Origin of the sequence: Gordonia sp. (in: high G+C Gram-positive bacteria) (genome assembly GCF_020438995.1) — a bacterium.
In the GTDB taxonomy this organism is placed as follows: domain Bacteria; phylum Actinomycetota; class Actinomycetes; order Mycobacteriales; family Mycobacteriaceae; genus Gordonia.
This window is the reverse complement of the sequence record NZ_JAGQTN010000173.1, coordinates 1-12,711: the sequence shown is the minus strand read 5'-3', so window position 1 is coordinate 12,711 and position 12,711 is coordinate 1. Positions and strand designations below refer to the sequence as shown.

Genomic DNA, 12,711 nt, shown 5'->3' with positions numbered 1-12,711 from the left:
GTGGCGGCGACCGATCCGAGTTCGAGCCGCGCACCGGCCTCGACGACCACGCGGATACGGATTTCATCACCGCCCAGAGGTGTTGCGGCCGTGGAGATCAAGTGCAGCCGCGCCGGACCGGTACGACGCACGGCGAGCCCACCGGTGGCCGCGGTGTGGATCGACGCATCCGAGCGGGCGACGACCGTGACATCAGTGAACATCAACCGGGGATGCCGCGTATTCGGCGAGTTGGGTGCGCACCCACGCCAGCACCTCGCTCGCCGACGGATCGTCGGTCAGGGAGATCAGCGCCGTCGGGCGACCCTGGCGTACCTTCGCCGAATCCCGGCGCATCACATCGAGATCGGCGTTGACGCGCTCGGCGAGGTCGGTCTTGTTGACCACCAACAGGTCCGAGAACGTGACGCCCGGACCGCCCTTGCGCGGCACCTTGTCGCCGCCGGCGACGTCGATGACGAAGATCTGCACGTCGATCAGTCCGGTCGAGAATGTCGCGGTCAGGTTGTCGCCGCCGGATTCCACCAGGATCAGATCGAGCGGCGGGTTCGCGGCGATCAGGTCGTCGATGGCGTCGAGGTTGGCGGTGATGTCGTCGCGGATCGCGGTGTGCGGGCAGCCGCCGGTCTGCACGGCGGTGATGCGCTCGTCGGGCAGCACGGCGTGCCGGCGCAGGAAGTCGGCGTCCTCGGTGGTGTAGATATCGTTGGTCACCACCGCCAGCGACAGTTCGTCACGCAGCTCCCGGCACAGCGCGGCCACCAGCGCGGTCTTGCCCGACCCGACGGGTCCGCCCACGCCGATACGCAGCGCCTCGCCCGGTTCGCGATGGCGGCGGGGCCGATCCTGGTCGTGGCTGTGCGGCTCACCGTCGATCAGATGGGGTGGCATGGGTTCTCGCTCCTTGTCGATAGTGCGGCGTGAATAGTGCGGCGGTGGTCACGACATGAAAAGGGGCATCTCGCGACGGGCATGCCGTTCGGCGTAGAGGTCGAAGATCGGGTCGGACAGGTCGGCGAGTCCGGTGGTCGCCTCCTCGGCGACCTGCTCGCACAACGGGGACAGTTCGGCGATCGTGACGGCGACGTCGGCGGGATCGAGCGCCAGCAGGCGCTGGCCCGCGGTGGCCGAACCGCTCATCGTCGTGTACACCAGCACCAGCGCCGTCTGCTGCGGTGAGAGTCCCGCCACCACACCCACCGATCCACTGATCACCGGGAGATGACTCACCGGACTGTGTTCGTGCCAATCATGTTGCGGATACAGCCTTTTGGCCAGCCGCACCATTCCCCTGCCCTGAGAGTACGAGGCCTGCCGGGCGGCGCCCGACGGGGTTCTGGCATCCATTTCGCGTTGGGCGCGTTGAACACTCAGCTTGCCGCCCGCAACCTGAGCAGCTACCGACGCCGCCACTAGCGCGGCCGTTTCGACACGCCGGCGCAGGAAATCAGCCAGGGTGACCACCGAGCGCACATCACCGTCGGCAACTGCCTGCTCGATGCCGCCGGAATGCACGTGACCACCCACCGGCAGCCGGGAATCAGCCAGGCTCAACATCATTGCCAATGGCGCCTGGCCGATCCCGGAAAGCCCTATTGGAACAGCCTTCATCAGAACAAGAAGTACCGTTGCGCCATCGGCAGTTCGGCCACCGGTTCGGCCTCCCACACCTCGCCGTCCACCCGAACGGTGAAGGTGTCCGGGTCGACCTCGATGCGCGGGCAGGCATCGTTGCCGGGCATGTCCGCCTTGCCGACCTTGCGAGTGTTCTTGACCGGCACCAGCTTCCGGTCCACCCCGATTCGGCCGGCGAGATCGGCAGGCGCACCGGGAGCGACGAAACTGATCGACGTTGCGGCCGCCGCCTTGGGTGCGGCGCCGAACATCGGGCGAGGCAGCACCGGCTGCGGGGTGGGAATCGACGCGTTCGCATCCCCCATCGCCGCCCAGGCGATCGCCCCGCCCTTGATCACCAGATCCGGGCGCACCCCGAAGAACGCCGGATCCCACAGCACCAGGTCGGCGAGCTTGCCTTCCTCGACCGAACCGATCTCGTTGTCGAAGCCGTGCGCCACCGCCGGGCAGATCGTGTACTTGGCGACGTACCGCTGGGCACGCACGTTGTCGGCCCGGCCATCGCCGGGCAGCGAACCGCGCTTGACCTTCATCACGTGCGCAGTCTGCCAAGTGCGCAGTACCACCTCACCGATCCGGCCCATCGCCTGCGAATCCGAGCCGATCATCGAGATCGCCCCCAGATCGTGCAGCAGATCCTCGGCCGCGATCGTCGACGGCCGGATACGACTCTCGGCGAACGCCAGATCCTCGGGAACGGTCGGATTGAGGTGATGGCACACCATCAGCATGTCGAGATGCTCGTCGAGGGTGTTGACGGTGTGCGGCCGGGTCGGATTGGTGGAGGAGGGCAGCACATTGGGGTAGGCGGCGACGGTGATGATGTCGGGTGCGTGGCCGCCACCCGCGCCTTCGGTGTGGTAGGCGTGGATGCCGCGTCCGGCAATCGCCCCGAGCGTGGCCTCCACGAACCCGGCCTCGTTGAGGGTGTCCGAGTGCAGGGCCACCTGAACACCGGTCTCGTCGGCCACTCGCAGGCAGGCATCGATCGCGGCCGGGGTCGAGCCCCAGTCCTCGTGCAGTTTGAAACCCGAAGCACCGGCGCGGATCTGCTCGTGCATAGCCGCGGCGCTGACGGTGTTGCCTTTGCCGAGCAACGCGATGTTCATCGGCCAGTGGTCGGTCGCGGCCAGGATCGACGCCAGATGCCAGGCGCCGGGGGTGACGGTGGTGGCCTTGCTGCCCTCGGCCGGTCCGGTGCCACCGCCGATCAATGTGGTGATCCCGTTGCCGAGCGCCTCGTCCATGATCTGTGGGCAGATGAAGTGCACATGGCAGTCGATGGCTCCGGCGGTGATGATCTTGCCGTTGCCGGCGATCACCTCGGTCGACGGTCCGATGACCAGCTTCGGATGCACCCCCGTCATCGTGTCGGGATTGCCTGCCTTGCCCAGTGCGACGATCCGTCCGTTCCGGATACCCAGGTCGGCCTTGATGATTCCCCAGTGGTCGAGCACCACCACGCCGGTGATGACGGTGTCGGGGGCGCCGTCGGCGCGCGTGGCGCGGCTCTGCCCCATGGACTCGCGGATCACCTTGCCGCCACCGAACACCGCTTCCTCACCGGCCAGTCCCGGGCCACCGGAGCGGTCCTCGGTGACCTCGATCAGCAGGTCGGTGTCGGCGAGCCTGATCCGGTCGCCGGTGGTGGGCCCGAACAGTTGCGCGTACCGGTCGCGTCCGAGAAGTGCCATGTCAGATCTCCTCGGGGGTATCGGGGCCGGTGGCGTCGAGCTTGCCGGGGGCGTCGAGCGAGATGCCGTACACCTCGCGGGTGCCGCCGAGCGGGACCAGCGTCACCGTCATCTCGATGCCCGGTTCGAATCGCACCGCGGTGCCGGCGGGAATGTCGAGCCTGCGGCCATAGGCGGCGGTCCGGTCGAAGCTGAGCGCACCGTTGGCCTGGGGGAAGTGGACGTGACTGCCGACCTGAACGGGTCGGTCGCCGGTATTGGTCACGACGAGCGTCACCGGTTCGGCGCCGACGTTCAGCTCGATGTCGCCGTCCTCCGCGATCACCTCGCCCGGAACCCGCGCCGATCCCGGTCCGGGGTCGATCGGATTGTGCACGGTGACGAGCTTCGTTCCGTCAGGGAAAGTGGCCTCCACCTGTACGTCGTGCAGCATCTCGGCGATGCCGTCGAGGACGTCGTCGCGGGTCAGCACCTCCCGGCCCGAGGTCATCAGCTCGGCCACCGACCGGCCGTCACGCGCGCCTTCGAGGACATGCTCGGTGACCAGCGCCACGGCCTCGGGGTGGTTGAGTTTGAGTCCGCGGGCCTGCCGTCGCCGGGCCACGTCCGCGGCGTACGAGACCAGTAGCCGTTCTTGCTCATGCGGCGACAGGCGCACGGCGTCATCTCCTCAGCATCGTCGGTTCAGGATCAATTCTGGTCATCCTGCCACGGAGTGAGTCGCGTGGCTCGGTGAGCAGATCAGTCCGCGAGCGCTCCTCCGCCGGCCCGCAGGGACTCCAGCGCGACCTCGGTCACCGACGGCGCGATCGCAGCGACCTCGTCGTAAGTGAAGGCACCCGCGGCGATACCCCTCCCGATGACCAGCGACAACGACATCGCGGTCGCCGGTTCGTCGGCGACGTCCCCACCGGATCTCTCGAAGTAGGCCTGCAGCCGCGCCGCCGCGCCGGCCATGGCGCCGCGGAAGAATCCGGTGACGGCGAGCCATCGGGTCACCAGATGACCGGGATGCATGTCCCAGCCCTGATAAATGCCACGTTCGAGCGAACGGACGACCAGCGCATGGTGCCGTCGCAGCGCCGCCGCGACGTTGTCCGGCGAGCCGGTGGGTAGCACCTGGGTCGACCCGTCGCTGACCCACACGCCGGTCTGCGCGGCCGCGGCCTGCATAACGGCCTTGGCGTGGTCGGCGACGGGGTGTGCCAGCGACTGCTGTGCCGACACGACGCCGCAGGCGGCACTGTAGTCGTAGGTGCCGTAGTGCAACCCGGACAACCGCGGCCGGCCGCGATGTATCGCCTGCGCCAGCGTCGCAGTCCCGTCCGGACCGAGGACCGCCTGCGGTATCTCGATCTGCAGTTCGAACCGCAATGCACCCTCGTCGAGCCCGTGTACCCGTTCGAACTCCTCGCACAGGACGTTCACCGCGTCGACCTGCCGGACATCGCGCAGCTTGGGGACCGTGAAGACGAATCCGGCGGGAACACCGCCTGCGGCGTCGAGCACCAGTTCCAGCGTTCGCAGGCCGCGGGGCCGTTCGGCGGCGCCGAGCCCCTTGGCCCGGACACCGAGGCTGCGCGGCGCGTGCGGACGATCGGCCGACCATTCCCGCAGTGTGCGGCCCGCGGCGCGCGCGTGGGCGTCCTCGACATCGTCGGGGCGCCATCCGTAGCCGTCCTCGAGATCGATGCGCAGGTCTTCGATCGGGTTGGTCCGCAACCTTTCCAGCACGATCGAGATCGTGTGCTCGTCACCGATCTCTCCGAGAACAGCCGCGGTGTCCGTGGCCAGCGCGAGCGCCCGTTCTCCCCATTCGCGGGGTGTGCCGGCGTTCGAGTCCGCAGCACTGACGTACACGGTGTGCGCCGGCTGACCCACAGGATCGTCACCGGGGTAGAGCGCCGCCAGATCGGCGTCGACCGGCGTGAGGAGTTGATCGATGCGCCCACGCACGGCCGGAGCGAGTGTGCGCGGGGTGTCGCCGGCGCTCACTCACCGCCGTTCGTCGGCAGTTCGATATTTTGCAGACGCACCTGCGACCGGGCCAATGCCCTGCCGTCCGCATCGGTGAACTCGACCGCCCACAGCTGCTGGCGCCGTCCGCGGTGCAGCGGGCTGGTGCGGATGGTGATGGTGCCCGAGCGCACGGACCGGAGAAAGTCGGTGCTGTTGTTGACGCCGACCGCGGTACCGCCGATGCCGGTCTGGTGAAGCCAGTAGGCACCGCTGACACTGGCCGCCGACTCGGCGACCGCGCAGTACACGCCGCCGTGGACGATCCCGAACGGCTGATGATGCTTGGCGGACACCTCCAGGGTGGCGGTGAGACCGTCGACGTCGATCGCGGTGATCTGCTGGCCGATCTGCGCGTCGAAACCGGCATTGGCAGCCGGATTGTTCAGGATGTCCTCAACATTGAGTTCGCTCATGGTCCAAGGTTGTCACGGCCTCCGGGCGCTGTCATCACGAGGCCGGTCCGGCCGTTCATCAGTACAGCGCCTTCCTACTGTGACGGACATCACCCGGATTCCACCGGCGCCGGTCACACGCCGCCGACGACGAAGGTGAGTTGTACGCGGCGTGAACGAAATCCACCCTGGAGGAACCGAAAGGCCCTACCTCTCGTTGGAGAGGTAGGGCCTTTCGTGACGTGGACCGGGGGTCTCTGCAGCCCTCAGGACTCTCGCGCGGTCCGACGTTGCACTTAATGTAGGCTACCCTTACCGATGTTGTCAAGCTCATGATCACAATCCACGAAAGGGGCACCTGACCAGCAACGACACCACGCCGAGCCAGTCCCGCAGCCCACACAGCGGTAGCCGTCCACCAGGCGGCCGCCGGATACAGAACAGAGCATCAGGGGAGGAACGCAGTAAGATGAGAAAGATGAACGGTTTGGGTGACTTGGAGCGCGCGGTGATGGATACCCTGTGGGGTAGCCCGCAGCCGCAGACTGTTCGTCAGGTCCACGCATCCCTGTCACGAAACCGCTCCCTCGCCTACACCACGGTGATGACCGTCCTACAGCGCCTGGCCAAGAAGAACCTCGTCACCCAGATCCGCGACGACCGTGCGCACAAGTACGTGCCCACCCATCCGCGCGAAGACCTCGTCGCCAGCCTCATGGTCGACGCGCTCAGTGAGGCCGATGCCCCCGGATCCCGGCATGCGGCACTGGTGTCGTTCGTCGGCCGCGTCGGCGCCGAGGAGGCCGCCGCGCTGCGCGACGCACTCGATGCGCTCGAAGCCGCACGAGATCACGATCGCGCAGGCTAGATTTGTGCACACGGACGACTCGGTGACATAACTGACGTGACCGACCGGCCGTGGCCTTACGGCAAGTGAGCCATTCGGCACACAGGCTTTTCGGCGCACCAGCCCTCCCCGTACACAGCTCAAGGATGACCCGATGACCGCCCTGATCTTCGGTGTCGTGACCGTGATCCTGATCTGGCCCGCAGCGGAGTTGTTATCCCGCGCACGCTGGCAGATCAGAGCACCGCGGGCCGCGATGACTCTGTGGCAGGCAATTGCACTGGCCGGGGTACTTTCCGCGTTCAGTTGCGGCCTCGCCATCGCGTCCAATCTTCTCGAGCCCGGGGCCGACGGCGCCCCCACCACCAACCCGGTCCAGGAGATTGACCGAATCGGCCTGCCGTTGTGGCTGGTGTCCGTCACGGTCCTCGCCATCACCCTGATCATCGGCGTCCGGCTGTTCTACACCACCATTCGCGTCGGAGTACGGACCCGCGCCCGGCGGGCCGCGCACCGGCACCTCATCGACCTCCTCGACCGGTGCGACCATTCATCGGAGAATTCCCTGTTCGCCCGGGATGTCCGCATGATCGACGTCGACACTCCCCTGGCCTATTGTCTGCCCGGGCTACGCCAGCGGGTCGTCATCAGCGAAGGCGTGGTCGCCCGGCTGTCGGAGGACGAGCTGCGCGCGGTGCTCGCCCACGAACGTGCTCACCTGCGCGCACGGCACGATCTGGTCCTCGAGGCGTTCATCGCACTCCACGAGGCCTTCCCACGCTTCGTCCGGAGCAAATCGGCGTTGGGCGCGGTCGAACTGCTGGTGGAAGCGCTTGCCGACGATCAGGCCGTCGCCGCCACCACCCCCACCACCCTCGGCCGGGCGCTCGTCGCCTGCGCCGATGCGGTCGCGCCGCGGGGAGCGATGGCCGTCGGCGGTCCGACGACCCTGACACGCGTTCACCGGTTGCGTGATCCGCGGTCGCCGCGGTGGGTTTCCGCAGCGGCCTACACCACGGCCGCGGCCATCCTTGTCGTCCCGACGCTCGCCGTCGCGATTCCCTGGCTCACGGAGTTGTCCCGACTGTTTGCCGCGTCCTGAGTGGTCCGCGACACCCCGGATAGGTTGAACCCATAGGATTGTGGCTATGACCACTCCTGAAACCGCTGCCGGCCCCGACTCCTCCGCGCCACTGGCGCAGATCGGTGTCACCGGGCTGGCCGTCATGGGCTCCAACATTGCCCGGAACTTCGCCCGGAACGGCTACACTGTCGCGCTGCACAACCGCAGCGTCGCCAAGACCGACGCACTGCTCGCCGAGCACGGGCACGAGGGCAACTTCATCCGCAGCGAGTCCGTCGAGGAGTTCGTCGCCGCACTCGAACGCCCCCGGCGTGCGCTGATCATGGTGCAGGCCGGAGCCGCGACCGACGCCGTCATCGAAAGCCTCGCCGACGCGATGGAGCCCGGCGATGTCATCATCGACGGCGGCAACGCGCTCTACACCGACACCATCCGGCGTGAGAAGGCGCTCGCCGAGCGCGGTCTGCACTTCGTCGGCGCCGGCATCTCCGGCGGCGAGGAGGGTGCTCTCAACGGACCTGCCATCATGCCCGGCGGCCCGGCCGAGTCGTACAAGTCCCTGGGCCCGTTGCTGGAGTCGGTGGCCGCCCATGTCGACGGTGTGCCGTGCTGTACCCATATCGGCCCCGACGGCAGTGGACACTTCGTCAAGATGGTGCACAACGGCATCGAGTACGCCGACATGCAGCTCATCGGAGAGGCCTACGACCTGCTGCGGCGGGTCCTGGATCTGCCCACCGCCGAGATCGCCGAGGTCTTCGCACGCTGGAACACCGGCGCCCTCGAAAGCTACCTCGTGGAGATCACCGCCGAGGTGCTGGCGCAGGTCGACGCCGAGACCGGCAAGCCACTGGTGGACGTCATCGTCGACGAGGCCGGCCAGAAGGGCACCGGCCGCTGGACCGTCAAGTCCGCACTCGACCTCGGCATCCCTACCACCGGCATCGCCGAGGCCGTCTTCGCCCGGGCGCTGTCGAGCTCCACCGACCAGCGCAAGGCTGCCGCTGGTCTGTCGGCGGGCACCCTCGCCGCCGCGCCCACCGACAAGGACACCTTCATCGACGACATCCACGCCGCGCTGTACGCGTCCAAGGTCGTCGCCTACGCACAGGGCTTCGATCAGATCGCCGCGGGCAGCAAGGAATACGGCTGGGACGTCGACCCCGGCGCGCTGGCCACCATCTGGCGCGGCGGCTGCATCATCCGGGCCCAGTTCCTCAACCGCATCCGCGAGGCCTATGCGGAGAACCCGCAGCTGCCGAGCCTGTTGCTGGCCCCGTACTTCCGCGAGGCCGTCGAAGCCGGCGTTGACAGCTGGCGCCGGGTGGTGGCCACCGCCGCGGCAACGGGCATCCCCGTGCCCGCGTTCGGTTCGTCGCTGTCCTACTACGACGCCCTGCGCAGCGAGCGTCTGCCCGCCGCCCTCACCCAGGGTCTGCGCGACTACTTCGGTGCACACACCTACCGCCGGACCGACAAGGAGGGCTCTTTCCACACCCTGTGGGGCGGCGACCGTTCGGAAGTCACCGCCTAGTCGGTATCGCCGACCGCGTCGGCCTTCTGCGAGAATCGATCTGCATCGAATGCGTGGAATCGCCGACACCGAAGACTGCGCCGGAACACCTTAAATTACCGGCGAGTAGCATTGTCGTGTCAGTTCCGCTCCACCCACCGCCGCGTTCGGGTGCTGTTTCGGCCCGGCGTGGTGACATCGAAGAAAGGCAGCCATGTCCGACCGGATCAACGTCCACGGCTTGCAGGTCGAACCCGTCCTGTATGACTTCATCAACAACGAGGCGTTGCCGGGCAGCGGCGTAGACCAGGAGGCGTTCTGGTCGGGTGCCGCGGGCGTGATCAACGATCTGGCTCCCCGCAACCGCGAGCTGCTCGCCATCCGCGACGACCTGCAGGCCAAGATCGACCAGTGGCACCGCGATCACCCCGGCGCAGTCGACTTCCCCGCCTACAAGGCGTTTCTGACCGAGATCGGCTATCTCGTCGATGTTCCCGAGGACTTCCAGATCTCGACATCGGGCGTCGACTCGGAGATCGCCGAGACCGCCGGGCCGCAGCTCGTGGTGCCCATCCTCAACGCGCGCTTCGCCCTCAACGCCGCCAACGCGCGCTGGGGCTCGCTCTACGACGCGCTGTACGGCACCGACGTCATCCCCGAGACGGACGGTGCGGAGAAGGTCGGCGCATACAACAAGGTCCGCGGCGACAAGGTCATCGCCTACGCCAAGAACTTCCTGGACCAGGCCGTTCCGCTCGAGTCGGGCAGCTACGCCGACGTGACCGGTCTCGCGATCGTCGACGGCGCGCTGCAGGTCAGCCGCGGTGACGCGGTGACCGCACTCGCCAACCCGGCGGCGTTCTCCGGGTTCCGCGGCGAAGCCGCCAACCCCACCTCGGTGCTGCTGCGCAACAACGGCCTGTACATCGACATCGAGATCGATCCGTCGTCGCCGATCGGCCAGACCGATCCCGCGGGCATCAAGGACGTGGTCCTGGAGTCGGCGATCACCACGATCATGGACTTCGAGGACTCGGTCGCCGCCGTCGACGCCGACGACAAGGTGGTCGGCTACCGCAACTGGCTCGGCCTCAACCGAGGGGACCTCGCTGAGGAGGTCAGCAAGGGTGGCAAGTCGTTCACCCGCGTGCTGGCCGACAACCGCGAGTACACGGCGCCCGACGGGTCGACCTTCGACCTGCACGGCCGGTCGCTGCTGTTCGTCCGCAACGTCGGTCACCTGATGACCAACCCGGCGATCCTCGACGCCGACGGCAACGAGGTTCCCGAGGGTATCCAGGACGCGCTGTTCACCTCGCTGATCGGCAAGCACGGATTGTCGGCGGAGGGCAAGCAGAACTCGCGCACGGGGTCGATCTACATCGTCAAGCCCAAGATGCACGGACCCGACGAGGTGGCGTTCACCGCGCAGTTGTTCGGTCGCGTCGAGGGTGTTCTCGGGCTGCCCGAGAACACCCTCAAGGTCGGCATCATGGACGAGGAACGCCGCACCACGGTCAATCTCAAGGCAGCCATCAAGGCCGCCGAGAGCCGCGTCGTGTTCATCAACACCGGCTTCCTCGACCGCACCGGCGACGAGATCCACACCTCCATGGAGGCGGGTGCGGTGATCCGCAAGGGCGAGATGAAGCAGCAGAAGTGGATCAATGCCTACGAGGACTTCAACGTCGACACCGGCCTGCACGCCGGCCTGCAGCACAAGGCGCAGATCGGCAAGGGTATGTGGGCGATGACCGACCTCATGGCGCAGATGGTCGAGACCAAGATCGGTCAGCCGCGCGCAGGCGCCACCACCGCCTGGGTGCCCTCGCCCACCGCCGCCACGCTGCACGCCATGCACTACCACCAGGTGGACGTGTTCGAGGTCCAGAACGAGATCGCCAAGCGTGATCCGGCATCGGTCGACGACATCCTCACTATTCCCCTGGCACCGAGCACCGACTGGTCGGACGAGGAGAAGAAGGAAGAGCTCGACAACAACTGCCAGTCGATCCTGGGCTACGTCGTCCGCTGGATCGACCACGGCGTCGGCTGCTCCAAGGTCCCCGACATCCACGACGTCGCGCTCATGGAGGACCGCGCCACCCTGCGCATCTCCAGCCAGCTGCTGGCCAACTGGCTCCGCCACGACATCGTGACCGCCGACGACGTGGTCGCCGCGCTCGAACGGATGGCTCCCGTCGTCGACCGGCAGAACGCCGACGACCCCGACTACCGGCCGATGGCACCGGACTTCGCGTCGAATATCGCCTTCCAGGCGGCCAAGGAGCTTATCCTCGAAGGCGCGAAGCAACCCAGTGGCTACACCGAGCCGATCCTGCATCGCAAGCGCCGGGAGTACAAGGCCGCCCAGGCTTGAATCCTGAACCATGACCGGCCGGCGACGTACGACCGACCGGTCATGAGCGTCAAGCAGTCATGAACCGGCCGGGCCGCCACCTTCTCGATTCGAGATCGTGGCGGCCCGGTTGTATGTCGGCCGACCCACCGCGCATGGCTGTTCGGGTGTTCCCTTGTTGGACGAGACGCGAAAGGCTCCAGGAGTGGCACAGCACCGGAGAAGCGGTGGCGGTCGGGCGCCACAGGGTCGTGGCGTCAGCCGTGGTCTGCTGTTCGGCATCATGTCGGTGATGATCGTGATCGCCATGGTCGCCGCCTGGCAGCACTTCGCGAACAAGTCGGATACCGAAGGCGACAACGCCGCGCGTTCGTGTGTGGAGGGCAACCTACCTGTCCCGATCGTCGCCGACCCCGATCTCGTCGGGGTGCTGACAAAGGTCGCCGCCGCGTTCACCGATACCAATCCCGTGATCAGGGATCACTGCATCAACGTGCACGTTCGCGCCGGGGACGCCAAGATCACTCTCGAAGGCTTGACAGGCACCTGGGACACGGCGTCGATGGGCGCCCGCCCTGCGGCCTGGATACCCCAATCGACCATCTGGTCCGCGGAACTGGCGACCGTGCGGCCGGAGGCTATCGAAGGCACCCCGACCTCCCTCGTAACCACCCCCGTGGTGCTGGCAGTTCATCCCCGGCTCGGGGTGAAGGTCGACAACAAGCTCCAGTGGAGTCAGTTGCCCACCATGCAGTCGACCGACGGGAGCCTGGCGGCATGGGGGCTGCCGGGTATCGGTTCGCTGCGGATGGCGATGCCACGCGGCTCGCAATCGGACGCGACAAGTCTGGCGGCACAGGCCGTCGCGTCGGCACTGACCCGTTCCGCCGGACCGCTGACCGCCGCCGACGCGGCACTGCCCCGGGTCGCGTCGGTGGTGAACGCCCTCATCAACGGTGCGCCCGAAAGTCAGGACGGCACGGCGTCGGCAGCCGTCAGGGCCATCGGCCCCGACATCGCCACCGCACCGATCAGGGCTGTCCCCATCACCGAGCAGAAGCTGTACCAACTGACCAAGGACGACAAGAGCGCCAAGGTGATGGCGATCGTGCCGGGCGGTCCCACCCCCATCGCGGACTACCCGCTGATCCGGCTCGCCGCGAATCTG

At 67.3% G+C, this 12,711-nt stretch carries 11 protein-coding genes and 1 pseudogene; 5 read left to right on the top strand and 7 right to left on the bottom strand.

What is annotated here, in order from left to right:
- The 7 genes and pseudogenes from KDB67_RS12850 to KDB67_RS12820 form a co-directional block, all read right to left on the bottom strand.
- Positions 1–203: pseudogene (locus tag KDB67_RS12850) on the bottom strand (urease accessory protein UreD); the annotation flags it as partial.
- Positions 193–891, bottom strand: a complete 699-nt coding sequence (gene ureG / locus KDB67_RS12845) for an urease accessory protein UreG (protein WP_291016217.1) — start codon at positions 889–891, stop codon at positions 193–195. The gene ureG and the pseudogene KDB67_RS12850, both read right to left, overlap by 11 nt.
- A gap of 48 nt (positions 892–939) precedes the next feature.
- The gene (locus KDB67_RS12840; RefSeq protein ID WP_291016216.1) at positions 940–1,560 is read right to left on the bottom strand and encodes an urease accessory UreF family protein; all 621 of its coding nucleotides are present in this window, start codon (positions 1,558–1,560) and stop codon (positions 940–942) included.
- Between the two features lie 50 nt (positions 1,561–1,610).
- The gene (locus KDB67_RS12835) at positions 1,611–3,329 is read right to left on the bottom strand and encodes an urease subunit alpha (RefSeq protein ID WP_291016215.1); all 1,719 of its coding nucleotides are present in this window, start codon (positions 3,327–3,329) and stop codon (positions 1,611–1,613) included.
- Between the two features lies 1 nt (position 3,330).
- Entirely contained in the window at positions 3,331–3,987 is a 657-nt protein-coding gene (locus KDB67_RS12830) for an urease subunit gamma (RefSeq protein ID WP_291016214.1), read from the bottom strand.
- 83 nt (positions 3,988–4,070) lie between these two features.
- Entirely contained in the window at positions 4,071–5,324 is a 1,254-nt protein-coding gene (locus KDB67_RS12825; protein ID WP_291016213.1) for an aldolase, read from the bottom strand.
- On the bottom strand, positions 5,321–5,761 hold the full coding sequence (locus KDB67_RS12820; protein WP_291016212.1) for a PaaI family thioesterase: 441 nt from the start codon (positions 5,759–5,761) through the stop codon (positions 5,321–5,323). The genes KDB67_RS12825 and KDB67_RS12820 overlap by 4 nt, the downstream gene beginning before the upstream one ends.
- Positions 5,762–6,209: 448 nt before the next feature.
- Here KDB67_RS12820 and KDB67_RS12815 point away from each other — a divergent pair, with 448 nt between their 5' ends.
- The 5 genes from KDB67_RS12815 to KDB67_RS12795 all read left to right on the top strand — a co-directional run.
- Entirely contained in the window at positions 6,210–6,608 is a 399-nt protein-coding gene (locus KDB67_RS12815) for a BlaI/MecI/CopY family transcriptional regulator (protein WP_291016211.1), read from the top strand.
- Between the two features lie 133 nt (positions 6,609–6,741).
- Positions 6,742–7,689 carry a M56 family metallopeptidase gene (locus KDB67_RS12810; RefSeq protein WP_291016210.1) on the top strand — a complete coding sequence of 316 codons (948 nt, stop codon included), beginning with the start codon at positions 6,742–6,744 and terminating at the stop codon, positions 7,687–7,689.
- 46 nt (positions 7,690–7,735) lie between these two features.
- Positions 7,736–9,205, top strand: coding sequence for an NADP-dependent phosphogluconate dehydrogenase (gene gndA, locus KDB67_RS12805; RefSeq protein WP_291016209.1), 1,470 nt, complete (start codon positions 7,736–7,738; stop codon positions 9,203–9,205).
- A gap of 193 nt (positions 9,206–9,398) precedes the next feature.
- Positions 9,399–11,564 (top strand): malate synthase G, encoded by a 2,166-nt coding sequence (locus tag KDB67_RS12800; protein ID WP_291016208.1) that lies wholly within the window; start codon positions 9,399–9,401, stop codon positions 11,562–11,564.
- Positions 11,565–11,748: 184 nt separating this feature from the next.
- Positions 11,749–12,711: hypothetical protein (locus tag KDB67_RS12795; protein ID WP_291016207.1), on the top strand; the 963-nt coding region annotated here is incomplete at its 3' end.

Coding starts and splice junctions, on each gene's coding strand:
- KDB67_RS12800 (WP_291016208.1), top strand. CDS start 9,399: ATGTCCGACCGGATCAACGTCCACGGCTTGCAGGTCGAACCCGTCCTG.
- KDB67_RS12835 (WP_291016215.1), bottom strand. CDS start 3,329: ATGGCACTTCTCGGACGCGACCGGTACGCGCAACTGTTCGGGCCCACC.
- KDB67_RS12810 (WP_291016210.1), top strand. CDS start 6,742: ATGACCGCCCTGATCTTCGGTGTCGTGACCGTGATCCTGATCTGGCCC.
- gndA (WP_291016209.1), top strand. CDS start 7,736: ATGACCACTCCTGAAACCGCTGCCGGCCCCGACTCCTCCGCGCCACTG.
- KDB67_RS12820 (WP_291016212.1), bottom strand. CDS start 5,761: ATGAGCGAACTCAATGTTGAGGACATCCTGAACAATCCGGCTGCCAAT.
- KDB67_RS12815 (WP_291016211.1), top strand. CDS start 6,210: ATGAGAAAGATGAACGGTTTGGGTGACTTGGAGCGCGCGGTGATGGAT.
- ureG (WP_291016217.1), bottom strand. CDS start 891: ATGCCACCCCATCTGATCGACGGTGAGCCGCACAGCCACGACCAGGAT.
- KDB67_RS12840 (WP_291016216.1), bottom strand. CDS start 1,560: ATGATGTTGAGCCTGGCTGATTCCCGGCTGCCGGTGGGTGGTCACGTG.